A 25,971-nucleotide genomic window follows, 5' to 3' on the forward strand; every position below is an offset into this window, starting at 1 on the left:
CCCTCACTAAGAGGACAGCCTGTCTAGATCACTTATTCAGTTACTGCTTTCGTGTCTGTTAATTTTGGTTTGTTATCTTCCTTAATCAACGCTGCGGCAATTGTACCGATGATAAGTAGGAAACCTGCAAAGTAGAAGCCCATATCCAGATTACCAGTTACATCAGCCAAGTAACCTGTGATGTATGGTGCAAGGATGGAACCACACATTCCGATGAAGTTGTACACACCGAATGATGTACCATATGCATTTTTAGGAGCGTTGTCTGCGACAACAGCAACCAAGACAGGGTTTGTACTGATTTTACCAAAGATCCCGTAACCGATTAGTGCTGCATAGAGAACATACATGTTGTCGAATGCAACGATGGAAACGAGAGAAATCAATGAAAGTGGAAGCATAACAAGCAGTACTGGACGGCGCTTACCAAGACGGTCAGCAATCCAGCTGAAAAGAATCGAACCTGGTACAGCTGCCCATGGCACTAGTGAAGATACAGTTGCAACCGCGCTGCCTTCAATCCCGCGTGCGTGCTGCAAGTAGTAAGGCATCCATGTTACGACTACAAAGAATCCGTAAATTGCACAGAAGATTACGATGTAAGACATAAGCAAGTTGCGGTTTTTGAACAACACACTGATCTTGAATGGCTCTTCATTCTCAATTTCAGCTTTAGCTTTCTTGCCATATGGATTTTCTTTAACAAGCCACCACATTAGCAAACCAATGAGTACGACCGGAATTGCTACAATGTAGAATGGTGCTCTCCAAGACATTCCAGCTTCAATTGTATAACTGGATAAGAAGTAACCAGCGGATAGACCGAACGCCATACCACTGTTGATAATTGCTGAACCGACTGTGATGTGTTTCTTAGGAATCGCTTCTGAAGATAAACCATACTGAGGTCCATAATAGAATCCTTGGAATACACCAACCATTAACCACATCAGTACGAATAAGAAGAATGTCGGCATAGACCCTGCAATTGCTGCAAAGATACCGAACATAATAATCCCTGGTACAAGCACTTTCTTTTTACCGATTTTATCACCGAGAATACCGGATGGAATGTTCAATCCCGCATAACCGATGAAGAAGATACTGCTGATCATACCGAGTTGACCAGCGGATAAGCTGAATTCATTTTGAATATCATCCATGACAGGGTTTAAGATTGCACGCGTTCCATAAATTGCAACCCAACCTAAGAAGAATACGATAACGGCTTTGATCCAATAAGGAATGAGTTCTTTTTTCTGGCCATTATCTTGTATTTGTTTCGCCATCGTTAGTTCCTCCTCAATTTTTTTATAATAGGTACTTAAGTGAAATGATCATTTACCTTACACTTGTATAATACTGCAGCTGGCATTGCAGACGAATAAAATCAAAACAGCTAACATTGCCAAAACATTAAATATCTAAAAGAATGTTTTCTGCCCTTCCTGACGGCGGTTCTTCAGGTACATTCTATTCACTAAGAGCGGCAACACTTTTCAACATGTACCCTAGACCCGGGTACGTAACAATGTACTCTTCCGGCTCTTTCAATCGCTCTTTGATTTTCCGTCTGATTCTTGCAATACCAACGCGCAGATACTCGACATCGTCTCGATATTGGGGACCCCATACTTCTGAAAGCAGCGATTCATGCTGCACGACTTTGTCTAGATTCAATGCAAGAATCTCCAATAATGAAAACTCGGTTTGCGTCAATTTCAATTCTTCATCGTCAATCCAAATCCGTTTACCCCCAACATCGACTTGCAGGGCTCCCGTCTGGATAACAGACGATGCACCCGCAGACGCATCTGTAAGGCTTGGCTGACTTCTGCGCAAAACCGCGTTGACGCGTGCGAATAACTCGTCTAACGAAAACGGCTTCGTCAGGTAATCATCAGCCCCTAAATTCAACCCATTCACTTTATCTTTTGGATTACTTCTAGCGGTTAACATAATAATAGGCGTATGAGAAAACTTGCGCAGTTCCTCCAAAACATAAAACCCATCTTTTCCTGGCATCATGATATCGAGTAATATTAAGTCCGGTGAAATGAGATCATACTTCTCCAGCAGTTCTTCCCCTGAGTCGGCAGTCACCACTTCATATCCAACAGATCGTAAATTCGCAGAGATAAAACGCAAAATCTTTGCCTCATCATCTACGACACATATTTTTTGTTTCATCTTCAGGACCCCTTTCGTATCGGAAAGTAAAGTGTAAATGTACTGCCTTCTCCAGGTTTGCTATCGACTTCGATTCTGCCTTCATGCGCTTCCATAATCCCTTGGCAAATCGATAATCCTAAGCCCGTTCCGCCTGATCGCCGGGTTGCAGTGACATCGACTTGGTAAAAACGGTTAAAGATTTTCTGTAAATGCTCTTTCGAAATTCCAATACCATTGTCCGTGACTGCAATCGTCAAGAAGTCGTCTTTTTTCTCCAACGTGATATCAATCTGCTTATGTGGGTGGTCGTTATAACGAAGTGCATTTGTAAAAAGATTCACCAGCACTTGTTGTACACGTGTTTTGTCCGCATAGAAGAATAAGTAATCCTCCGCTTTGTTGTGGAACGACAAAGTCGCCTCTTCTTTCAGGCTAATCGGGACAAGTTCGATGGACTTCTCGATAACGTGATCTGCCCGCACCATATTACGCTCAATGTACATGGATCCCGATTCGATTTTCGAGATATCCATCCAGTCATCGACTAAGTGCTGGATTCGCTCAATGTCCTCATGAACGCCTTCCAGCAATTCCTCCTGAAAGTCCGGTTCCCACTCCACGTCATCCCGCAGTAAAGTTTCAACACTTCCTCTAATGTTGGTAATCGGTGTTTTAAATTCATGGGAAGTTAACGATATCAAGTTGTTTTTCAACGTATCGATTTCTTCTTCTTTTGTGATATCACGGATTAGCAGTCCCTCACCGATTTGTTTCTCGTCTGATATAACCGAGAATTTATGAAGCATATAAAAATCGGCATTTCCTGATTTTGTTTTGTATTCAAGTTTCAAATCACTGGCTTCTCCTTCAAAAAATGAAGTAAGTTCCTCCGCTGTGCTTTCAAACAGAACATTAATCCGGTTAAGAACTTCAGACAGGCGCCCAAGGGGGACGTTTGTGCCGTCTCCGTCAATTACATTCAAGAAGAATTCATTTACATACTCGACTTCGTGATCGTTATTCAAAAGCATGACACCTTCAGACATGCTCTCGAGAACCGCATCCAGTTCAGCATGCTTATTACGATACCGTTCAAATAATAATTTGTTTTGCAGCATAATCGCGAGAGAACGAGAGAACGTTTGAAGAAATGCCTGTTCTTTCGCTTTGATGGTTTGACCGTCTTCTAAGTCCACAATCAGGTATCCGTTCGGCAGGCCATCCAGTACAATCGGTTCCATATGGTGATTCGTTCCTTGAACATTCGTCTTTAAATACTGTTGTAGACTGCTTTCCGGGTAAATTGCATTTCCTGTCACAGCCAATTCACGGAACCAGATGTGTACGTTAAACGGACTGTTTAATATTTTGCAGACACAGCTGTATGAAATGCGGTAAGTCCATCTTGGACGAAACTGGTGTTATCAGCTGGTTGACCGCTTGCAATTCTGAATTTCGCTGCTCCAAGTTTGCCGTCCGCTCTTGTACACGCGCTTCTAGTTGTGTATTCAATTCCATGAGCTCCACTCGATTTTCTTCAATTTCAGACATCATGTCATTAAAATGAGTAAGCAGATCTGTCATTTCTTGAGGTCCTTGAATATGGTCAGACAATTTTACGGGATGGTTCGTCTTATAACTCGCCGTATAGCTTTTTATTGTGTCCAGCAAATTACGAATTGTCCGTTCAAGGCGATTTGTTAAAAAGAAACTCGCCAGTATGACAAACAGGGCGGTGATTGGGATGAACCATAAAACTGTATTCGCTGCACTTCTTAGGGGCTTGTTGATCAAAGTGGATGGATTTGCTATCCACACAGTCCAGCCAAGCTCTTGAATTTTAGCGTACGTTATAAATTCTTTTCCGCTGTTATCCTCTTTGACGGTCAAGCTATTCATGGGCCGGTTCTCTTGCTTGGTAATCGTTTGTACAATTTGGGAGTTGGTTAAGTTGACCATTTCCGTTCGAGTATCCACATCTGGATGAACGATTACATTATTGTCCTGATCAAGAAGGACGGCATAACTGGCTTCACCGGAAATTCTGGTGGACACGTACTTTTCCAACGCATTTAAATCGATTGCACCTAAAATATAGCCTTGCATCTTGCCTTCACTGCTGAAGATTGGTGAAACAATTGCTACTAGGAGCGTATCCGTTCCTCCTCGTCCACGGAATACAGGTGAGATTACTTGTTCGTTCGTTTCCAGCAGTTCTTTGTAATACGAGCGATCGCTGAAATCTAAATGTTCCCGTGTCGCGCCATCCGTATAAGAAGCTGGAAAGAAGACGAGTGACTTTCCGTCTTTATCGCCCACATACAAGTTGACGAAACCAGGATAATTGAGTTTAATATCCCGAAGTTTCTCTTCAATTGCCTCTGTTTGATTATTTTCCAATAACGGTGCAATACTTGCAGACATCGTTTCGATGATTCTTCCATGCTGTTCCATATAGCCTTCAATATTGTCTTCCAAAAACTCGGTTACTTTCGTCTGACTGTCCTGATTGCCTTCAATTAACGAAGAGAGCTGGAAGAATTGAAAAAAACCGAGGAGGATAATTGACGAGAGCCCAATGGTAAGAAATGAGTAAATGAGTTCTTTTTTAAAGGAACGGGATCGTCTATTTTTCATCCGTATTCTCTCCTTCCATTTTCGCCCTTTTATGTAACTCGAAATGCCTGTGTACATACCAAAACGGTATTGGCTTGTGTTATAACACCATAGCCAATACCATCCAGTAGATTACTTTTTAATTTGTGTTCCAGCTTTTCCTTCAACTGCAAGGTCAGCCTGTCCGAGTGAACAAATAATTGCACGTCCGCCCATTTCAGCAAACTTCATCGCAGCTTCAACTTTAGGACCCATGCTGCCCGCAGAGAATTGACCTTCATCTGCATAGCCTTTTGCTTCTTCAAGTGTAATTGTGCCAAGTGCTTTTTGATCAGGTTTTCCGTAGTTAACAAATACGTTATCCACGTCAGTCAAAATCATAAGAACATCCGCTTTTGCCTCTTCTGCTAGACGGAACGCACTGCGGTCTTTATCAATAACCGCTTCAATGCCTGTTAAGCTGCCATCTTTTTCACGTACGACTGGAATTCCGCCGCCGCCTGAAGCGATAACAATAACCTTGTTATCTGTCAGCAGTTTAATTGTATCTGAGCTTAAGATTGACTTCGGATTTGGTGAAGCAACAACGCGTCTCCAGCCACGGCCGGCATCTTCTTTAACATCCCAGCCTTTTTCTTCTGCCAATTGCTTTGCTTCTTCTTCTGAATAGAAGACACCGATTGGCTTAGAAGGATCTTCAAAAGCAGGATCATGACGATCCACTTCTGTTTGCGTCAGCATGCTGACTACTTGGTTGTTAAGACCAAGCTTATTCAATTCGTTCTTCAATGTCTGTTCCATCATGTACCCGATGAATCCTTGTGATTCTGCGCTACATACGTCTAGTGGAAGTGCGGGAACAACATCTTTAGCTTCTTCGTTCTGACGAAGAATGTTGCCTACTTGCGGGCCGTTGCCATGCGTCACGATGACTTCATGACCGTTCTTGACAATTTTCGCAATGATTTCAGTACTAATCCGTACGTTTTCACGCTGATTCTCGTAAGTCGCTTCCTGCTTTGGCTGCAAGATTGCGTTTCCCCCAAGTGCAATTACTACTTTTTCTGTCATTCTGTTTTCCTCCTTAGCGCTAGTAAGCCGAGTAACATGCCAAAAACCGTATCTGTTCCAGAACTATGCCCCATTTCGAGCAATTCCAAAAGCAGTGGTTTTAGCATATAAATATCTGTCTTCCGTGTCAATGCCGAAGTTGCTTCTACTACTGTTGAACTGAAATGTCCATTCAATGCGTAAAGCAAGTACTCGCGGCCGATATCAGTCGTCAGAGCTTCTTGCACAACGAGCTGTCTTAAGGTATCCGTAAATGGATCCGATAAAATTCCCGTCGCTTCATGGATAGCAAGTAAACCGACCAAATGATCATCACCAGACGGGGTAAGTCCTTGTCCCCGTCCAATGATATATCTTAGATGCCGTTCAATTTCGTTCGTGTTTGAGGAATTCATTGATTCTAATAAAGCAGAAAGATGCTGCTCTGTCAGGCCATTAGCAAGACTTCCTTCCAACTGTCGGGTCAACCATAATTCAATATCGATGTCTAAGCCAGTCACTCGCGGTTCTTCGAGTAAGATGGATGCAAACATCGCTAAATTATCCGCCAGCCGCTCACTCGTTACGAGTTCTCGGGAAACCTTACAGTCAAAAGGGTCACCTCCAACTAGACTCACAACTGTTTCCGTCTCTCCAAATGACAGACTTCGATCATTTGGTTCCCAAGAGACGGCAGAATTCTCATTGATTCCATTTAACAGCCGGTCCAAATCCTCTTGTGACAGATGAATACCAAATGGCAGCCGGCCATTTTTTACCGTTCCGATGAAAAATAGACGATCACCGCTTTTGATATTTAACCCATTCTGAAACGTGCTGTGGACGGTGCACACTGGATGCTTTGCCAGATGGAAAGGTATTTGCTGCTGGTATTCTGTCGCATGCAGGATGGTTCGTCTTGCTTGCGGCCGAGTCATTAGATCAAGCCTAACTTCACAGCGTATGCTTCAATTGCTTTTTCAAAACATTCTTTTGGTGCACGAACTGTACCTGCACCTACTTGTCCCATACCAGCCTTTTTGTTCGCAATTCCTGTGTTGATAATTGGTTCGATACCAGTTTCAACAACTTTACGAGCATCGATTCCCAGACAAGCCCCTTGGAAATCCCAAGTAGGAATTGTAAAGTTACTGTTTTGAGAAACACAGATTTCTGTCATTTCGTTACTAGTTGCAAGTGCATCATCGAAACCGCCAGCACCCACGAAACGTGTTACACCAGGAGCAGCAATCATCGCCATACCGCCAACACCGAATGTTTCAGTAATTGCGCTGTCGCCGATGTCCGGATTCGCATCTTCCTGAGAGAATCCAGTGAAGAATAAGCCTTGTGGCGTATTTACTGGAGCTGTAAACCACTCATCTCCCATACCGCTAATGCGGATACCGAAGTCTTTACCGTTACGGCACATTGCAGTAACGACTGTTCCGTCTTGAATTGTACGGGCAGCATCCATAACAGCTTTACCAGTTGCCATTGCGATGTTCAAGAAGAACTGATCTGTATCGGCTAGGAACTGAATTACATCTTTACGATCGTTCGCATCCATATCCAGCTGGACGATGTACGGGCTGATCTCTTTTAGGAAAATTAATGATGCTGCAATGTTGCGCTGGTGGAATTCGTCACCCATTGTGATCGCTTTTGCAATGATAACGTTCAGGTTCAAACCATCTTCAGTAAGAGCGAGCGCTTTTGCGATTGTTGGTCCAAGAATATCTTGCATCCATTTTAAGCGATCAATTACTTCTTGTGAATTTGCTCCGAAACGAAGAACTTTACCGATTCCTTCGTTCATAATGCAATATGCCTCGTTCCCTTCTGAACGATTTTCTACAACGAATACTGGCATATTTGCTGATGTGATTCCGCCCATAGGTCCAACCGCATTTACATGATGGCAAGGAATAAATTTTACTTCTCCGCCAGCTAATTGCTTTTCAGCATCTTCTTCAGATGCTGCCCATCCTTCATAGATTGCAGCACCAATACATGACCCCTGCATTGGACCTGTCATGTCACTCCACTGAATTGGAGGGCCCGCATGAAGGATTACTTTCCCCTCGTTAAGCTCTTTGATTTTTTCTTTTGCTGGTACAACGTCGACTAGAAATGGAGCTGATCCGCTAATTTTATCGATAACTGCTTTGTTTGCTTCATCCATTGACTTGTAGTTCATAACGCACACCTCATTCGTCATATTTACAGATGTCTCCATCTGCATAGTAAAGGTCCAGTCCAGCGCGGATCTGGACCTTTTATCTTGATCAGTCTGAAATTACTTCAGTAAGCTTAAGATTTTTGCCATGCGTGCATTTCCGCCAGCAACTGGACGCCAGTCATATTGAACAAACTGTGTAGCAGTGTCTGAAAGTGCATCTGTAAAGCCTTTCAATCCGACGTTAATGACACGCGGACGTTCTGAAACGAGTGACGCGATGTCTTCAGAGACAGTGAGATCGAATTTCTTATCTGATTTTGTTCCTTCAACATGTTTCTTCTGGTTATCTTCCACTTTGAGCCCAACAATGCTGAGAGCAGTACGGACTGCTTCGTTGTTAGTTTCTTTTACAATCACACCAGCTTCTCTCAGCTGTTTCACGTGACCGTCATAGCTTTGCGGATCGTTTTTAGTACCGCACACAGTTGCGACGACATGCAATGTACGTCCGCTTTCTTTTGCCTGTGCAACCGCTTTGTTGATAGATGGCAGCAATGCGCTAGCCATGTCGTCATGTGAGCCATATCCAAGAACGAAGTCGAGCAAGATAACAGCCGTTGTTTCATCAGCTCCTGCTTGTTCGATGAACTTCGAACGAGTTTCCGGATCGATCATTGGGTGTGGTTTCCCTTGCGTATACTTATCATCTCCAAGGTCCACGATTTCTTGACCTTCGTGCTTCAAGACATAGCCTTCTTCGTTTTTAATATGTGTACCTAGACCTAATGCGTCAGAAATCAGAACAGCTGCTTCAGAAGCGAGTGTACCGCCTGAATACAATCCTTTAAGCGTCTTCTGTCCTTCTTTCAAGTCAGCATTCTCAACAGAGAAGTCTCCTGCATTATAGTCAGGTTTCACTTCGTTGCCGCGAGCGAGGTCCACTGCAATATGTGCAGTTTCTGCAAGGGTATATGCTTGGTACACATTGCCTTCGTACTGTTCAAGCTTTTCACCCAGGAATACAGCTACTACTGGCTTCGTCAAACTTTGAAGAAGTTCCATTACTTCGTTACGCACGTGTTCTGCAGGCGGCTTCGAAATAATTGTGATAATTTCTGTCTGACTATGGTTTTCAAGAGCGCGGATTCCATCCATCATCGTAATCGCACCAATCGGATCTTTCAGGTCACGTCCGCCTGTACCGATTGCGTGGCTTACACCTTCTCCTAAGCGATCGATAATTGTAGATACTTCCTGAATTCCTGTTCCTGATGCACCGACAAGTCCGATTCGGCCTTTGTTTACAACGTTTGCAAATGCCAAAGGTACACCGTCAAGAATTCCAGTACCGCAGTCTGGACCCATAACAAGCAACCCTTTGTCATGTGCTTTTTGCTTTAAGCGCAACTCGTCTTCTACTGAAACGTTATCACTGAACATGAACACGTGAAGACCGCGGTCCAAAGCTTTGTCCGCTTCATCTGCTGCATATTCACCTGGTACTGAAATCATGGCAACGTTTGCATTTGGCAGTGCATCCATTGCTTTGTCCCACGTACGAACAGTTTCAAATCCTTGCTTTTTGTTGCTGATGGATTGGTCATTCAAGTACTGCTCCACTTTTTCAAGAACCGTATCCATCATTTCTGCACTGTCAGTGTCGACAACAATCGCCATGTCGTTCGATTCTGCAGCTTCAAGTTCTGCTGTATGCAATCCTGCATCTTTAAAGATATCTTTATTTGCTGGTGTAGCCATCATGATCTGTACTTTGTTGAGACCTTCCATTGTTGCAATTGAGTTCGTCAGCAACATTAGGTTAATAGAGTCTTGGTACGAGTTCTTCTTGATAATCGTATGAAGCACAAAAATCACCCCTGTAAGTTTTTTAAAAAATCAGCACGCTAGCTCTTGCATGTGTTTCCCTAATCGGGATACTCAAAACTTGTGCGAAAGCTGTTTTTATTTAATCCAAATTAATTGTAACGCAATTTGCATTACAGACGAATAAAATACCGGAGCCTAACATTACAAAAACATAAAAGTATGAATCGAAAGCTGTATTCTTGACGTTTCGTGTCGTAAGATAGTGGCAGAAACGGTTTTCTTCAGAGTTTTTTTCGCCCATTAGACTCTGCTGTTTGTTTTGATGTACCGACAGATACTCGAGGAAAGAGGATGCAATTATGGCGGATACTTTTGTTTATAAAAAGACGGATGGTTGTGAAATTCAAGGGGTGCTTCATGAAACTGATGGAAAACAAGCACCTTTACTTGTCTACATTCACGGCGGCGGACTGATTTGGGGCACACGCGACGATATGAATCGGGAACAAATTCGTCGATACAATGAGGCTGGTTTCAATGTGTTCTCTGTGGATTATCGCCTTGCACCTGAATCTAGACTTCCTGAAATCCGGGATGATATTCAGGACTTGATGGTTTGGCTCAAGACAGACTCACCTGCTCACTTCGATTTTGACCGTGAACGGGTAGCTGTAATCGGCAGCTCGGCGGGAGGTTATCTAGCACTTTTATCAGGGACGTTTGACGTGAAGCCGGATGCGATTGTCTCGTTTTATGGATATGGACAAGTTACAGGCGATTGGTACCGCAATCCAAGTCCTCACTTTACTTCAATGACGACAGTGCCTGAAATACTTGCGAAACAACTGATTCAGTCAACTCCGATTTCATCCGCTCCAATCGAACGCCGGTATGCGATTTACTTGTATTGCCGTCAGCAAGGTACTTGGCTCGACTGGGTGACTGGTTCTGATGCTGCCGTTAAAGGCAGGCTGGGACATTATGCACCCGTTGAAACAGCGGATACAGAATTTCCAGCAACTCTTCTTATTCACGGGGATGCGGATGAGGACGTGCCTTATTCTGAGTCTGTAGCCATGAAAGAAAAGCTGGATTCCCTTGGTGTTCGAAACGAACTAATGACAATCACAAACGGAAAGCATAACTTTGATGCCAACATGGACGACCCCGATTCCGTACGTGCAGTGAATCACGGGATTAGGTTTCTGCAAGAACAGTTTCATATGAAGTCGCTTTAAATTACTAGTGAAGCCAAAAGGAGTGTCAGGGATGAATATATCGATTAATGAATTGAAAGAATTGATGGCGAACAAACTTACACAAGCGGGGCTGAAACGAGAAGATGCCGGTGTAGTGGCAGACGTACTTGCTCACGCAGATGCTCGCGGGATTTTTTCACACGGAGCAATGCGGACGGAGTATTATGCAGAGCGAATTGCGAAAGGCGGCATTACGGTAAACCCAGACGTTCAATTCAAGCAGACCGGTCCGGGTACCGCAGTGCTGGATGCTGATAACGGTGTTGGGCATGTTGCTGCAAAAGATGCGATGACCCGTGCGATAGAGATGGCTCGGGAGAATGGTACTGCCGTTGTTGGCATTCGCCGGATGAGCCATAGTGGAGCCATGTCGTATTTCGTTCAACAAGCTGCAGAAGCTGGAATGATTGGAATTTCAATGTGTCAGTCTGATCCAATGGTTGTTCCTTTTGGCGGAGCTGAGCCGTATTTTGGCACAAACCCCATTGCATTTGCCGCGCCTGGTGAAGGTGACGATAAAATCATCTTTGATATGGCGACAAGCATTCAAGCATGGGGGAAGATTTTGCACGCACGGTCGAAAGGTGAAACCATTCCAGATACGTGGGCAGTTGACAAAGATGGTGTTCCGACAACAGATCCTTTCAAAGTGACAGGGCTGCTTCCAATTGCCGGGCCTAAAGGATACGGTCTAATGATGATGGTAGATATCTTGTCCGGTGTGCTGCTGGGACTTCCGTTTGGCAAGCACGTTTCCTCGATGTACCATGACATGACTGCAGGAAGAGAGTTAGGGCAGCTCCACATCGTTATCGATCCAGGTGCCTTCACCAGCACTGACCTGTTCCGCGCCAATATTTCAGGCATGATGAAAGAATTGAACGAAGTGAAACCTGCTCCAGGATTCGACCAAGTGCTCTACCCCGGTCAAAACACTACGCTTCAAGAGAAGGAGTCTTTGAAAAATGGCGTTGAGATTGTGGATGAAATTCTCGACTACTTACGGAGTGATGTTGTTCATCATAACCAGTATGATCATAAAGATCCTTTTGCAAAATAAACTAGAGGACCCACTACGAGTGGGTCCTCTTTTTTGATGACTTTTCTACTTGTCGATCAGATTATGGGGATTGACCTTCATCTGGGAGGTTTTCTCCATCACTCGCGCGCGTTTCTCCTACACTTGGAGCGATTTCTCGATAACGGGGCACAATTCAAGTTCGTTAAGGGAGTTAATTAGCGGCGCTTTCCAGGCCTTTCGACGAGGTAACTCATCGATGGATGTATTTTAGAGGGAATGAGCAAAATCATATCCGCAAAAAAGCAGCGCAGCTAGACAATTTCTGTCCCACTGCACTACTCGGGTAGTTAAATCATTTTCGCTTGTCTTAACATGAATGCGCGTAACACTTCTGCCCCTTCAAGCAATTCTTCCATGGATGTGTATTCCGCAGGGTTATGACTAAGTCCGTCTTTAGATGGCACAAAAATCATACCTGTCGGACAGAATGCCGCCATATTCATGGCGTCGTGTCCCGCACCGCTTGGCATTTCCAGCCACTTCACGCCGCGTTCTTCACATACAGCTTTGAATTCGTTCACGATACCAGCGTCCATTTGAACCGGTTCTTCACTGGAGATGGCGTCCATCCAAACGTCTAACCCGCGCGCTTCAGCTACTTCTTTGACTGCCTTTTCAAGTGCAGAAACGACGCGGTGCCGTGATTCTGTGTTCGTTCCTCGAATGTCGACGTCCATTTCCGTTGCACTTGGGACAACATTCATCGCTCCAGGTTTTATTGAAAAAACGCCTACCGTACCAACTGTGCCATACTCAAGCTCTTCTAGTGCAGCTTGCTCAACAGCTAATGCAATTTCAGCACCGCCAAGTAATGCATCATGGCGATAATCCATTGGAGTTGTCCCTGAGTGGTCTGCGGTTCCCCCGACATGAACATGGAATCGAACAGGCGCTGCAATAGCTGAGACGACCCCGATGGATGCGTTTTGCTTTTCTAAAACCGGGCCTTGTTCGATGTGCAGTTCTACAAATGCTTTGAACTCATCTTGAAAACGCATCGCTAAATGGACTTCTTCTAAATCGAGTCCATTTTCTTCAAACGCCTGCATAAGGGTGATGCCGTTTCGATCCGTCAGTGACCGGGTGTATGCAGGATCCAATCGTCCGGACATGGCTTTGCTGCCAAGGGTGGAAGCTCCAAAACGTGATGATTCCTCGCATGCAAAGATAATGACTTCCATCGAATGCTCTGTTTTAATGTTTTCGTCTTCGAGGGAACGCATTACTTCAAGTGCAACAAGCACACCAGCTGTTCCATCAAACTCTCCTGCTGCGTAGACCGAGTCAATATGAGAACCCGTTGCTACGACAGGCAGCTCAGCGGTCATTCCTTCACGGCGTGCGATCACATTTCCCGCGTAATCTGTACGCACAGTAAGACCCGCATCTTCAAACTGGCGGATCATATACTCTCGAGCATTGCGCTCTGTTTCCGTGTAAGCAAGCCGGTTGATGCCTTCTCCTTCGTCTGTAAACTTCGCAAGTTCTTCAAATGACTGACGCAATCGATCCAGCTTCATGGCAATTCCCCTTTTCATATAAGTAGCGTGATGCAAAATAATTCACGAAAAATTCGTTCACTCCTACTGTAAAGTATCGCAATTTCATAGAAAAAAATCAAACCGGCGTTCCCTTTTCACTGCAGGGAACGCCGGTTTATCAGTTCATCCATTCCATAATCACAAGAAAAATACCAGTTGCAAAAAGTGCTGCGTGTCCTATGCAAAATTTCGGAAAGAGTTTTCGTGTCATTTCTTTCTCCGCATCTGTTTCATTCGAACATGTCATACAGCGGAATTTGTAAATAAAATGTTTCACTGAGATTCTCCACGAAGCGCTTTTTGAATACCCTCGGGATCAAAACCTAAAATCCAAACGTCATTCAATTTGGTTTGAGGCACCCCCATCTGTCCAGTCGTTTTTACAAGACGTTTTCCTGCTTCCGGATCTTGTGAGACATTAATTGTTTCATAGGTAATCTCTTGTTCATCCAAGTAATTCGTCATCATTGTGCAATAAGGGCACGTATTAGAAACATAAACGGTAGCTTGAGTTGTCATAACATACACTCCTTATGATGTGATTGACTTCATCATATACCCCCAAAGGTATTAAATCAATTATTCAGCTCTCTACTATTCCTATTCCTTTAACACCTCACTAAAAGTCTAAAACCTCAGATGGTTGTGAATGGACGTAACCTATCAGGCAACTTTGTTTCTTATAAAAAAGGCAGCTAACAAAGACGAAAATCTGTCTTTGTCCACTGCTTTTAGTAATCTATATGCAACTATTTTAAGATTGTGCGGCCGTTTCTTCTTGTTCTTTTAAAGTACTCTTTCGTTTTTCAGTCCGGCTGATAAGCGTCGTTCCTACAAGGTCACCTGTGACGTTCAGTGCTGTTGCACCCATGCCAATTAACGCGTCAATTGAAGTCAGCAAAGCGACCGCTTCGATAGGCAAACCGAGTTGTACAAAAACTGTCGCAATCATGACAATCCCTGCACCGGGAACCCCTGCAGTGCCAATGGAAGCTAGTGTCCCGATTAAAACCACCAATAACATATCCGTCAAGGACAAAGGGTTACCGGATATATTAGCTGCAAAGACGGCAGATACCGCGATTCGTATCGCAGCGCCATCCATATTGATCGTAGCGCCGAGCGGTAAACTGAATCCATATAAACTGCGCGGCAATCCTAAATCATGCGCAGCTGTTAACGACAAGGGCAATGCACCCGCACTGCTTTGTGTAACGAATGCTGTCGCAATCGGGCTCCGAGCGTGCTTGAAAAATGTAAGTGGATTTACTTTAAACAGCAGCATGGCAACAACATATAAAACAATTTGTGCAAACAAAGCCGCGTAGAGTACACCAATCATTCCTCCTAATGAGAGGAGTGTGTCTATCCCCTGGCTTCCCACTGTTTTCGCCATAATTGCAAATACACCAATCGGAACATATTGCAAAATCCCTTTTAGGATGAATAATGAAGCTTCGTTCAATGCACTGACCGTTTTCATCAGATGATTGCCAAGTTCGTTCAATCCTTCTGAACTGCGCATCGCAGAAATTGCAATCCCAAAAACGAGTGCTGTAAAAATAATTCCAAGCAAGTTCATTTCCGTAAAGGCAGTGACAATATTCGAAGGGACAATATTCAGCAAGACATTGACAATGCCAGGATTATCCGGCACATCGAACGACGCATTCCCATCCAGCTTCATGCCAGACCCAGGCTGGAATAGCGTGGCAACTGCGAGTCCTACCGTAATCGCGATTGCAGAACTGACCGTATAATAAATGAATACTTTCCCGCCCATGCGGCCCAGATTCGATAGTGTCGTTTGATTTACACCGACGATGAGTGTAAAGAGGATAAGAGGAATGATTAAGAACGTCAAAAGACGGATCAGCAGATCACCTAGTGGCGCAAACACTGCTGCTTGCTCGCCCATAAGCAATCCAACCACTATTCCAAGTATTAAAGCTATCGTTATTTTAAGGATTAAAGATGCGTTCGCATATCGGTTCCAGAGCGCTTTCATTGTATGTCGGCATCCCCTTTTCTCTATATTTCTGATTAATTCCTATCTGCATACTAGGGAATATAATAGTCTACAATAATGCACAAAAAAAAGCTTGTCAATGTCTCTGCTTTTACAAGCTAGTCATCTCCTTCATTATTCCCTAACGAGTCACCGCTTACACCCTAATCTTGATACTTCCGCATAAGTTATTGGAATTATTGTTTTACTCGCACGCAAGAGTGGTAGTTTACATATTAGTGAAGACATTTTATAAGGAGGGAAAACTAGTGACCACCCACTTGAAGAACCTTTTTTCAGAAGTTCAGTGTGAAAGCGCGCAAGCTATTGCTGCGATTGGCTCATATGACCATCCCCTGCTGGTATTGCTCAAGCAAACGCTTACAGATCAACAAGCGTCCCTTCGCCTGTTGCTGGATGAACTGACGGATCAGTCAAACCCGCCACTTTCATCCTTTAAAAAAGAGTGCACTCATGTTTATCATGCAAACGAAGTGGCTATGCCGTTCTATGAATCTTGGGCACGGGCTGTAAACTGGGTTCCAGATGAATCCGCGAAGATCGAACAGAAACTCGGAAACTCCATGCATGTGATCCATACAAAATTAGAAGAGGCTGCTGAAGTCCTTGAAAAGGATTATGGCCATATGGAAGTAAAATATGTGATTCCAACATTTTATCTACCCGCTACTAAATAAGGAGGAGAACACTATGTCCTGGCAAGAAGAACGGATTGACCAAAATGTTTACAGTCAAGGAGATCCCGATAAATGGGTGTACAGCACCTGCAATATTTGCTCCGTAGGCTGCGGCTGCTATATAGCTATAAAAGATGAGCAAATTGTAGGAATCAAAGGAAATGGAGATCATCCAACAAATCGCGGCAGACTAGGTCCTAAAGGCGAAAACCAATGGCAGGCCAACCAGGCTCCCGACCGGATCACTTCTCCCCTGATCAGGAATGCTCAAGGACTGCTTGAGAAGGCCACGTGGGATGAAGCTTTTGATTTGATCATCCATAAGGCAAAAGAGACCATCAAAGAACTAGGACCGAACAGTATAAGCATCTATTCGACAGGACAAGGCTTCTTGGAGGATTATTACACAACCGCTAAAATCGGACGGGCCGGATTACAAACACACCTTCTCGATGCGAATACACGTTTATGTACAGCAACAACCGAGTTTTGCCTCCTGCAATCATTCGGTGCAGATGGCACACCTGCTTCATACGATGACATTGACGAAACCGAAACACTCATGCTTTTCGGCCATAACGCTGCAGAAACCGGAACGGTCCTATTTGAACGGATCATGGATCGAAAAAAGCGAACAGGGAAACCGTACCTGATTGTTGTGGACCCGCGTGAAACGCTTACTGCCAAGGAAGCAGATCTTCATATTCCGGTGAAACCCGGTGCAAACCTGCCATTACTTAATGGGGTTGTTCGTGAGATACTGCAGAACGGCAAGCTCGACCAGTCATTCATCGATGAACACACTGTTGGATTTGAAGATATGAAGGATTCTGTCCAGGACTGGACACTGGAACGAGCAGCTAAAGTTACGGAAGTGCCAATTGAAAAATTACAAACGCTCGCAAACGTCCTCGGTTCCACGCCTTCTCTTGTCACGACTACGCTGCAAGGCGTTTATCAAAGTGCTGAAGCGACTACTTCGTGTGTCGCCATTAATAACCTGCATCTGATACGGGGTCTAATCGGAAAACCCGGATGCGGTCCTCTTCATATGGCGGGTCAGCCAAGCTCTTCAGCGAATCGCACTGCTGGCGGAGTGGGAACTTACCCCGCTCATCGGAATCCTACGAATCCTGTCCATATTAAAGAAATGGCAGAGCTGTGGAATGTGGAGGAAAAAACTTTGCCTGCTGGACCGGAAAAAGGGATTGAAGATATTCTGTCTTTGATTGAAAAGAAGAAAGTCGGTCTATTCTGGAATATTGGAACAAACCCTATGGTTTCCCTGCCAAATCGCGAAAGAGCACGCAAGGCCCTGGAAAGCACGTTTGTCATTGTCCAAGATCCATTTATGACCGAAACTTCTGCTGTTGCGGACGTCATATTGCCTGCAGCATTGTGGGGCGAAAAGGAAGGAACCATGGAGAATGCCGACCGAACCATCAATCTGTTGAGGAAAGCGGTGAACCCTCCTGAAGGCATCAAAACCGACTTTGAAATCTTATTGGAGTTTGCAAAACGGATGGACTTCAAGGACAAAGATGGACAGCCATTAGTGGCATACAATACGCCAGAAGAATGCTTCGAGGAATTCAAGGTTATTTCAAAAGGACGTCCATGTGACATGTCGGGAATCACCTATGAGCGTCTCGAGAAAGAAAACGGACTTCGCTGGCCTGTACCTGATGAACAATCTAAAGGTACACCGCGCCTTTACTCGGATTTCAAATTCCATACAAAACCGGATGATGCCCAAACATTCGGGAAGGACCAATTCACTGGCCGTGCCCTCTCCAAAGAGGAATTTGAGGATATCGGAGCAGATGGACGCGCAATCTTGCGTCCGACCCGCCACGTTCCTCCATTTGAGCAGCCGAATGATGAGTACCCATTATGGTTGACGACGGGCAGGCTCGTTTGGCATTGGCACACTCGGACAAAAACCGCTCGATCTCCAATTCTCCATATGGCTGCACAGCACGGTTATGTGGAAATCAATGAGCAGGACGCATCTGCACTCGGAATTTTGGAAGGTGAAGTTGTCCGTATTACGTCTCCGCGCGGTGTCATTGAAGTGCCCGCTCGTATCGGAACGGTTGTTCAAAAAGGACTGATTTTTGTCCCATTCCATTTTGGGAACTGGGATAAAAAAGAGGCGGCAAATGAGCTTACCATCGACTTAGTCGATCCACTTTCCAAACAGCCGCTGTTCAAACAGGCTGCCTGCAAAGTGGAAAAGTTGCGTGATACCCATCACGTCCAAAAAGATGAATCTTTAGAGTCCATCGCGGCAAATTACGGAATTACTGCTGCTGAACTATTGGCAGCAAATCAGGTGACAACACCTTATGAAATTCAAATGGGGACTTCTTTGGAAATTCCTGCTTCCATTATCAATACACCGATCCAGCCTTATTTGCCATATCGGAACAAGATGTAAATGTACGAAAGGGTTCGTCCTCAGGGCGGACTCTTTTCATTAACCTTTTCTTTCACTGCCATCCCGGCAGATTCTCCTTCAATTAGATGCCGGATTTCGGTATAGTGAAGTCAGGTGATGATTATGAAAAAAATGATGATCCGGACAAACGGAAATTGGTTCGGCGGGATAACGATGAAAGACATTGATGCTTGTGAACAAAATAACATGGCACTGCATGCCTGTCTTGATCGGACCGATGTCCTTAGAAATCGGAGAATGCTCGCAACATCCCTTGGTTATACAGCAGAGGACTTGGTATGCGCAAACCAAACCCACAGTGCTAACTTCTACAAAGTAACAGCTGCTGATAGAGGGAGAGGCGCATTAGACCAGGCAACTGCAATCCCGAATACAGATGCACTCTACACTAGCGAACGGGACATCGTTCTTGCCGGCTTCATGGCGGATTGTGTTCCCGTACTTCTTTCCAACGAACCCGCGGGCATCGTCGGTGTCGTCCATTCTGGCTGGCAAGGCACTGTCAAAGAGATTACGCCTAAATTGCTGAAGCATTTAATCGAGATGGAGATGTGCAGACCGGAAGATTTCCAAGTCTTTATCGGGCCCGCACTGAGCCAAGAAAAGTTTGAAGTGGACCGTGACGTCTACGAAAAGTTTCATAGTCTTGGCTACGCGGAACCGTGGATTTCGTTTAACGAAACTACCGGTAAATATCATATTGATAACCAGCAGACTGTGAAAGCCCAATGTGAACTTGCGGGCATTCCAAGTACTAATATTGAAATCAATCCAACATGTACATTTCAAAGTGACGATGGGTTTTCGTACCGGCAGGACAAAATGGCAGGGCGCCATTTGGCATTCATCGGATTAAAGTAACCGAGCAGATAGCGCTCGGTTTTTAAGTTTGTGCTCCTTCTTTAAGCACGATCGCATAATACAATTGGACCGCTGAGTTAAATCGAGTCGGGTCCAGCCCGGTGAGTTCAGAAATGCGTTTAAGGCGGTACGAGAGTGTGTGCCGGTGGATCCCAAGCTCTTCTGACGTCTTTTTTGCATGCTGATCATGGTCTAAATACGTTTTAAGTGTTTCCAGCAGCTGTTCATTCAGACTGCCCAATACCCTCTCGATGTATTGCCTATGCAAAGCTTGTTGATATGCTCCCATCAACGCCTGAACTTCTATTTTTTCAAAATCACTGATGAGTACTTCCGCTTCCCCGAATTGGATTGCCTGGCGGGCAGATTCATAGGCCAAAACGATATCCTCTTCTCCGCAAACCGTCTTACCGATTCCAATCTTCAGAATCGAACCCCTTTGCTGTTCACAAGCCCATTTCACTCTTTTGTTCACGTGTTCCCGATCCAACCCCCATATTAGAAATGGAATGGTATTCCCCTGGTCAGCTCCAGCCAAAACTGAACGAACTGCCAGCGTTTCTGCCAGCCAATCCGCTAGATGATTCGGCGTGCCCGTTGTCTTATTTTGATGAACGATCACAATCGTAAACGGGCCTTTCAGGGAAATCGATAACATGTTCATCCGATCCCGTGTAACACCTGAAATGGGAAGCCCGCTGACTACCTCTTTAAATACCAATTCTCCAGCCGTCCTTTTCCACTCCGATTCAGAGGTCAATAAAGACTGGTGAACCATCATTTCCGTCGTCAACTGGACGAGAGTCGCTACATCGCGCAACTCTTTTTCAAATCCAGATATTCCAATTACACCGACCAGTCGAGATTGATAGTGAATTGGTAAATTTACGCCAGGCTTGGAGCCCGGCCAATCCCTTAGATTAGTTGCGTCAATCCAAAGCGGCGTTCCCGTTTTTGCAACATGGGCCGCTCCTTCATGAATTCGATTCACCCGTTCTCTTTCACCTGAAGCCAAAATCATTCCGTTTGTATCCATCACATTCAAATTACGCGCCAATCTAAACATTGTCTGTTCTACGATATCCTCCGCAAGCCGTTTCGTCAGCACAACTCCACCCCAATGTATAAAAAATTCTTCAAATCTAATAGATTCTTATACACCAAGTCTAATGTATTTTGACTATTCTGTACATATAATGATAGACATCAACTACTACTTGATAGGAATGATGCATTCATGAAAATACTCGTAGCACCAGACTCTTTTAAAGGAAGTTTGTCTGCTCTGCAAGCAGCTGAAGCTATGGCTGAAGGTATCCGAGCGGCAGACCCGGACAGCACATCTGTTTTATTGCCTGCCGCTGATGGCGGAGAAGGGACGATGCAAAGTTTAGTCGATGCAACGAATGGGAAATTTGTATCTCTGCTCGTTGAAGGACCACTTGGCCGCCTCATCCCCGCACGCTACGGAATGCTCGGGGATTGCGCTGCCTGCGTTATTGAATTAGCAGAAGCTTCCGGTTTGATGCGTCTGACTGATCAAGAACGAAATCCACTTATGACCTCATCATTTGGAACCGGGCAATTACTCGTCCATGCGCTTAATGCAGGTTTCCGTGACTTTATAATCGGCCTTGGCGGAAGTGCCACAAATGATGGCGGCGCAGGAATTTTACAAGCCTTAGGCATGAGGTTGCTGGATTCGAATGGGGATGAACTTCCTAAAGGCGGGGGCGCGTTGCAAAGTCTGCATGCCATTGATTCTGCCTTTTTTGACCCGCGAATCGCTGAAAGCAAGTTTTTAATTGCGGCAGATGTTACAAATCCATTCATAGGACCAGATGGAGCTTCAGCCGTTTTCGGACCGCAAAAAGGGGCTTCCAGCGCTGATGTTGAACTTCTCGACAGCAGTCTTACCAACTTTGCAGACATTATAGAAAAGCATACAGGAATCTCTCTGCATCATGCTCCTGGTGCTGGTGCTGCTGGCGGAGCAGGAGGCGTGTTCCAAGTCTTTTTCTCGAGTACTTTCCAGCCAGGCATAAACGTCGTTCTGGAAACACTCCATTTTGATAAATACTTAAAAACCGCTGATCTCGTTATTACAGGGGAAGGCCGTTCTGACAGTCAAACATTCTCAGGGAAAACGCCTTACGGAATCGCACAGGCGGCTCAACAAAAAAGTGTCCCTGTACTGCTTGTATCTGGAACAATCATGCCGGAAAGTCACACCGCACTCGCTGACTTATTTGCAGGTGTGCACGCCCTCACTTCGGATAGCATTACAGCAGCTGATGCGATGTCGAATCCGTATAGTTTGTTAAAAGAAACCACTAAACAGGCAATTCTGCACTATAAAAATAAGGAGGAATGTTAAATGTTGTTTGCCATGATTATTTTAAGTGTCGTTCTTATTATCTTTTTAACAGCCGTTTTGAAAGTCCATCCATTCTTATCACTTCTTGCAGGTGCATTTTTCATTGGAATTACATCGGGAATGCCGCTATTGACTGTTGTAGATACAGTGAACGAAGGATTTGGCGGGCTCATGAAAGGAATCGGAATTGTCATCGTTGCTGGTACTATCATTGGTGTCATCCTTGAGAAATCCGGTGCCGCTTATAGAATGGCTGAAGTTGTTTTACGTGTTATTGGGGAAAAGCGCCCTCAACTTGCCATGTCACTCATCGGTTATATCGTCTCCATTCCTGTATTTTGCGACTCAGGATTTGTCATTTTAACAAGCCTAAAGAAAGCGCTTGCAAAACGTGCTGGGGTGACAATCGCATCTATGTCTGTTGCACTGGCGACAGGATTGTTCGCGACACATACTCTTGTCCCCCCTACTCCCGGTCCGATTGCAGCTGCCGGGAATATCGGAGCCGAAGGTTATTTAGGGGTTATTATTTTAATCGGTCTAATCGTTGCAATTCCAGCAACTGTTGTCGGATACTTATGGGCTGTAAAGGTCGGATCAAAGATTACTGTTCCTGAGGACGAAGAATCCGTTACATTCGACTATGATGAAATTGTAAAGTCTTTTGGGGAAATGCCTTCAGCGTTTAAAGCATTTCTTCCGATTGTCTTGCCAATTATCTTAATTGGAGCGGGTTCTGTTGCAAAGCTCACAATGGGAGAAAGCAGCTTCAGCTCATTCTTACAGTTCATTGGTTCCCCTTCCGTTGCATTGCTGTTTGGAGTGCTTGCAGCGTTCCTGCTGTTGCCAAAATTGAACGAAGAAACACTTACCGGCTGGATTGGCGAAGGTCTTAAGGAAGCAGCTCCTATCTTACTGATTACTGGGGCCGGCGGGGCATTTGGTAAAGTGATTGCCACTTCAGGTGTCGCTGAACTGATTGGTGAAATGAACTTCACTGCGCTTGCAGGCGGTGCGTTATTCCTACTCGTTCCGTTCTTCATATCCGCAGCTCTGAAAACCGCGCAAGGTTCTTCCACTGCTGCATTGGTTATTGCTTCCACCTTAGTAGCACCGCTGCTTCCTGCAATGGGGATTGAAGGAGCGATTCCGCTTGCACTGGTTGTGATGGCTGTAGGAGCCGGTGCAATGACCGTGAGTCATGTAAACGACAGTTTCTTCTGGGTCGTGACAGAATTCAGCGGCATGAAAGTGACAGACGCCTATAAAGCTCAAACGATGGCGACTTTACTGATGGGTGTTACGACCATTGCCGTTACGATGTTATTATGGCTGGTTCTTGTATGATTGAAATCTGAACAGCGAATGGAACATGGCGGGAGCGTTACTCAGGAATTCGTATTTATTAACTCTCGTAGATTCGATCTCGAAGACATAGTGACTCGCTTCCACTGAAAAAAACAGACCTGCTGGAGTTTACACTCCAGCAGGTCTGTTTTTTGATTATAAATCTGATTCTGCAAGTGCTGTGGCAATAGCGTCTTCTATTTGAGTTACGGGTCCCATAATGTAATTGTTTATTATAATCGAGAAAACCAGGGGTGTTCCTTTTTTAGTCGTTACATATCCCGACAGCGTGGAGACACCAGTGATGGAGCCTGTTTTTGCAGCCACGTTTCCTTTCGTAGAATCCCCTGTCATACGATTGCGGAGTGTTCCGCCAACCATGCGATCCCCTTCACCCGCGAGCGGCAGTGATTCTCTGAAAGCCGGATACCAAGGTTCGTCTTGAGCGCGTACGAGAAGTGTCGTCAGCGTTTCAGATGAGACTAAGTTTTTGTGGGACATCCCGGAACCGTCGCGCAGCAGAACCGTCCCCTTTGTGATTCCGAGCCTCTCAAGTGTTTCAGACATCACTGAGAGGCCTGCGTTCCAGCTGCCTTCGCCCTTTTCCACTCTTCCCATTTCTTTCACAAGCATTTCCGCATGCCCATTGTTACTCAGTTTCATGAATGGAATATAGATTTCATTCAACGGCATAGACTTTTTAGTTACAAGGGCTTTCGCATTTTCAGGGGCAACTCCACGCTGAAGTCCGCTTTTTCCAAGCACTTGAATTCCTTCTTTTTGCAACGCACTTCTAAATACATCAAGTACCAGCTCCGATGGCTGCCAAACGGCCGTCCATGAACGTGAACTTGAAGCACCTACTGGAATGGTACCTTCTACAATAATTCGATTCGTCCCATGTTCCCTATGGATGGAAATCTTCTTTTCTCCATCTTTCCCAACTGTTTTCGCCTCATTTACAATTACGGACGTTTCGGTTTTTGGCGTTAACGTGACAGCCGGCAGCTCACCCTTTTTTGCTCCCGGCTTCACTTCGACTATAACGGTTCCTGTATCATAATCTTCGTTCGGAGATAGCGTGAGAGCCGATACTTGTGCGCCAACATAGTTGAATTCATCCGACCAATTCAAGTCCTGGGAGTACCGATCATCATCATACCAGCTGTCATCTGCAAACAAATTTCCTTTGATGGTTTTAATGCCTTGTTGCTTCAACTCTTCAGCAAATTTCACGAGGTCACTTTGAAGAAGTGCAGGATCTCCTTTGCCCACTAAATAGACATCCCCTTGAAGAGCAGAACCCTTCTGCTTACTCGCAGTTACCACTTCGGTTTGGAATCGATAGTCAGATCCAAGAACATCTAATGCAGCAGCGCCCGTCAGAAGTTTCATGTTAGAAGCAGGTCTCAATCGAATATCCCCCATATGCGAATAGATCGATTTTCCAGTATCCGCCTTTCGAACACTGACTCCCGTTATTCCGCCCTTCAATTTTGGATCTGCTAGGAGGACGTCCAATTTCTTAGACAACGTTACGGATGCATTCGCTGGCGGCGTGATGAAAGCCGCTGAGGCAGCGAGTGCAGGGATGGTTTGTTCATAAGCGATGGGGAGATATGCAACGGCGAGTAAAATGGCAACTAAGAGTAGTTGTTTTCCAGTTCGTTTGTTCAGCATTCAATACCATTTCCCTTCAATTTTTCTTTAGTATATCAATTATCGAGTGGAATAAACTGTTATAATAGAGAATAATCAGAATTTGATGGGTTAGTTACAGAACCCTCGCATAGGTCGCCTGTCCCATAATATCAACTACCGATATAGTTTATGTATGTCAGTAAAGGTATATAACCCGGTTAAAAAATGATTTAGGTTGTGGAAAGACGGTTGAGCTACAGGTTAAACGGGCGGGTTCTGATGCTTAATGAGCGGGTACCAGATCTTAACGGGCGGGTTCTCCTCTGGAATGAGCGGGTTCCGACGCTTAACGGGCGGGGTCTCCTCTGGAATGAGCGGGTTCCGACGCTTAACGAGCGGGTTCTCCTCTGGAATGAGCGGGTTCCGACGCTTAACGGGCGGGGTCTCCTCTGGAATGAGCGGGTTCCGACGCTTAACGGGCGGGTTCTCCACTGAAACGGGCGGGTTCTAGCTCATGTACGAGCAGAGCTATGAAAGGGGCGTTTATAATGAGAGAAACAACTCAAGACGAAACCGTCAACGAACCTAACGACGGGATACATTTGGTTGTTATACTGGTCATTGCAAGTATTGGCGTGTGGCTGCATTTATCTGAATGGATTATTGGCTCAATTGAGGCAGCTTATTTTTCAATCATTTTCCTATTTGTTGATAAAAAAGGGTGGGGCAAATTTTTGAAACTAGCAAGTCTTCTACTCATTCTGTGGATTGTGCAGAAATGGCTAGTTAGTTTTTCATTCCTATCTTAACCCCCCCAAAAAAGAGCGGCAGTGGTTAACACCCTGCCGCC

General features: G+C 45.0%; 22 protein-coding genes. 9 read left to right on the plus strand and 13 right to left on the minus strand.

Annotation, left to right across the window (positions count from 1 at the left end; all coding sequences use genetic code 11):
* Positions 1–32 precede the first annotated feature (32 nt).
* The 8 genes from PGH26_RS15465 to fdrA all read right to left on the minus strand — a co-directional run bounded on the left by PGH26_RS15465 (position 33) and on the right by fdrA (position 9,886).
* Entirely contained in the window at positions 33–1,289 is a 1,257-nt protein-coding gene (locus PGH26_RS15465) for an MFS transporter (protein WP_323691901.1), read from the minus strand.
* Between the two features lie 184 nt (positions 1,290–1,473).
* Entirely contained in the window at positions 1,474–2,190 is a 717-nt protein-coding gene (locus tag PGH26_RS15470; protein WP_323691902.1) for a response regulator transcription factor, read from the minus strand.
* Positions 2,191–2,192: 2 nt separating this feature from the next.
* A complete protein-coding gene (locus PGH26_RS15475) occupies positions 2,193–3,413 on the minus strand; it encodes a sensor histidine kinase (protein WP_323691903.1) in 1,221 nt (406 codons plus the stop codon).
* 106 nt (positions 3,414–3,519) lie between these two features.
* Positions 3,520–4,809 carry a cache domain-containing protein gene (locus PGH26_RS15480; RefSeq protein WP_323691904.1) on the minus strand — a complete coding sequence of 430 codons (1,290 nt, stop codon included), beginning with the start codon at positions 4,807–4,809 and terminating at the stop codon, positions 3,520–3,522.
* A gap of 111 nt (positions 4,810–4,920) precedes the next feature.
* Positions 4,921–5,859: a carbamate kinase gene (gene arcC, locus PGH26_RS15485; protein WP_323691905.1), complete on the minus strand. Its 939-nt coding sequence runs from the start codon at positions 5,857–5,859 to the stop codon at positions 4,921–4,923.
* Positions 5,856–6,776, minus strand: a complete 921-nt coding sequence (locus tag PGH26_RS15490; protein WP_323691906.1) for an oxamate carbamoyltransferase subunit AllH family protein — start codon at positions 6,774–6,776, stop codon at positions 5,856–5,858. The genes arcC and PGH26_RS15490 overlap by 4 nt, the downstream gene beginning before the upstream one ends.
* A complete protein-coding gene (locus PGH26_RS15495; protein WP_323691907.1) occupies positions 6,776–8,038 on the minus strand; it encodes a YlbE family protein in 1,263 nt (420 codons plus the stop codon). The genes PGH26_RS15490 and PGH26_RS15495 overlap by 1 nt, the downstream gene beginning before the upstream one ends.
* A 99-nt stretch (positions 8,039–8,137) precedes the next feature.
* Positions 8,138–9,886, minus strand: a complete 1,749-nt coding sequence (gene fdrA / locus PGH26_RS15500) for an acyl-CoA synthetase FdrA (protein ID WP_323691908.1) — start codon at positions 9,884–9,886, stop codon at positions 8,138–8,140.
* A gap of 320 nt (positions 9,887–10,206) precedes the next feature.
* Here fdrA and PGH26_RS15505 point away from each other — a divergent pair, with 320 nt between their 5' ends.
* Together PGH26_RS15505 and allD are read left to right on the plus strand one after the other, a co-directional pair.
* On the plus strand, positions 10,207–11,085 hold the full coding sequence (locus PGH26_RS15505) for an alpha/beta hydrolase (protein ID WP_323691909.1): 879 nt from the start codon (positions 10,207–10,209) through the stop codon (positions 11,083–11,085).
* A gap of 31 nt (positions 11,086–11,116) precedes the next feature.
* A complete protein-coding gene (gene allD / locus PGH26_RS15510; protein ID WP_323691910.1) occupies positions 11,117–12,166 on the plus strand; it encodes an ureidoglycolate dehydrogenase in 1,050 nt (349 codons plus the stop codon).
* Positions 12,167–12,474: 308 nt separating this feature from the next.
* On the opposite strand, the gene PGH26_RS15515 is transcribed toward allD, so the two are convergent.
* From PGH26_RS15515 to PGH26_RS15525, 3 genes are all read right to left on the minus strand, one after another.
* Positions 12,475–13,707: a Zn-dependent hydrolase gene (locus PGH26_RS15515; protein WP_323691911.1), complete on the minus strand. Its 1,233-nt coding sequence runs from the start codon at positions 13,705–13,707 to the stop codon at positions 12,475–12,477.
* 294 nt (positions 13,708–14,001) lie between these two features.
* Positions 14,002–14,247, minus strand: a complete 246-nt coding sequence (locus PGH26_RS15520; RefSeq protein ID WP_323691912.1) for a glutaredoxin family protein — start codon at positions 14,245–14,247, stop codon at positions 14,002–14,004.
* Positions 14,248–14,482: 235 nt separating this feature from the next.
* A complete protein-coding gene (locus tag PGH26_RS15525) occupies positions 14,483–15,736 on the minus strand; it encodes a dicarboxylate/amino acid:cation symporter (RefSeq protein ID WP_323691913.1) in 1,254 nt (417 codons plus the stop codon).
* Between the two features lie 269 nt (positions 15,737–16,005).
* Between PGH26_RS15525 and PGH26_RS15530 the strand changes: the two genes are divergently transcribed.
* From PGH26_RS15530 to pgeF, 3 genes are all read left to right on the plus strand, one after another.
* Positions 16,006–16,434, plus strand: coding sequence for a hypothetical protein (locus tag PGH26_RS15530; RefSeq protein ID WP_323691914.1), 429 nt, complete (start codon positions 16,006–16,008; stop codon positions 16,432–16,434).
* Positions 16,435–16,447: 13 nt separating this feature from the next.
* Entirely contained in the window at positions 16,448–18,874 is a 2,427-nt protein-coding gene (locus tag PGH26_RS15535) for a molybdopterin-dependent oxidoreductase (RefSeq protein ID WP_323691915.1), read from the plus strand.
* A gap of 123 nt (positions 18,875–18,997) precedes the next feature.
* Positions 18,998–19,756: a peptidoglycan editing factor PgeF gene (gene pgeF, locus PGH26_RS15540; protein ID WP_323691916.1), complete on the plus strand. Its 759-nt coding sequence runs from the start codon at positions 18,998–19,000 to the stop codon at positions 19,754–19,756.
* A gap of 22 nt (positions 19,757–19,778) precedes the next feature.
* Here the strand turns inward: pgeF and PGH26_RS15545 are convergent, their stop codons facing one another.
* Positions 19,779–20,864 carry a CdaR family transcriptional regulator gene (locus PGH26_RS15545; protein ID WP_323691917.1) on the minus strand — a complete coding sequence of 362 codons (1,086 nt, stop codon included), beginning with the start codon at positions 20,862–20,864 and terminating at the stop codon, positions 19,779–19,781.
* A 129-nt stretch (positions 20,865–20,993) separates the two neighbouring features.
* Here PGH26_RS15545 and PGH26_RS15550 point away from each other — a divergent pair, with 129 nt between their 5' ends.
* Positions 20,994–22,133: a glycerate kinase gene (locus PGH26_RS15550; protein ID WP_323691918.1), complete on the plus strand. Its 1,140-nt coding sequence runs from the start codon at positions 20,994–20,996 to the stop codon at positions 22,131–22,133.
* Positions 22,134–23,480, plus strand: a complete 1,347-nt coding sequence (locus PGH26_RS15555) for a GntP family permease (RefSeq protein ID WP_323691919.1) — start codon at positions 22,134–22,136, stop codon at positions 23,478–23,480.
* A 156-nt stretch (positions 23,481–23,636) separates the two neighbouring features.
* Here PGH26_RS15555 and dacB read toward each other — a convergent pair whose 3' ends face one another.
* On the minus strand, positions 23,637–25,160 hold the full coding sequence (dacB, locus tag PGH26_RS15560) for a D-alanyl-D-alanine carboxypeptidase/D-alanyl-D-alanine endopeptidase (RefSeq protein ID WP_323691920.1): 1,524 nt from the start codon (positions 25,158–25,160) through the stop codon (positions 23,637–23,639).
* Positions 25,161–25,407: 247 nt separating this feature from the next.
* Between dacB and PGH26_RS15565 the strand changes: the two genes are divergently transcribed.
* Together PGH26_RS15565 and PGH26_RS15570 are read left to right on the plus strand one after the other, a co-directional pair.
* Positions 25,408–25,632 (plus strand): hypothetical protein, encoded by a 225-nt coding sequence (locus tag PGH26_RS15565; protein ID WP_323691921.1) that lies wholly within the window; start codon positions 25,408–25,410, stop codon positions 25,630–25,632.
* 37 nt (positions 25,633–25,669) lie between these two features.
* A complete protein-coding gene (locus PGH26_RS15570) occupies positions 25,670–25,930 on the plus strand; it encodes a hypothetical protein (RefSeq protein ID WP_323691922.1) in 261 nt (86 codons plus the stop codon).
* Positions 25,931–25,971: the final 41 nt, after the last annotated feature.

This window comes from Sporosarcina jeotgali (assembly GCF_033304595.1).
GTDB lineage: Bacteria > Bacillota > Bacilli > Bacillales_A > Planococcaceae > Sporosarcina > Sporosarcina jeotgali.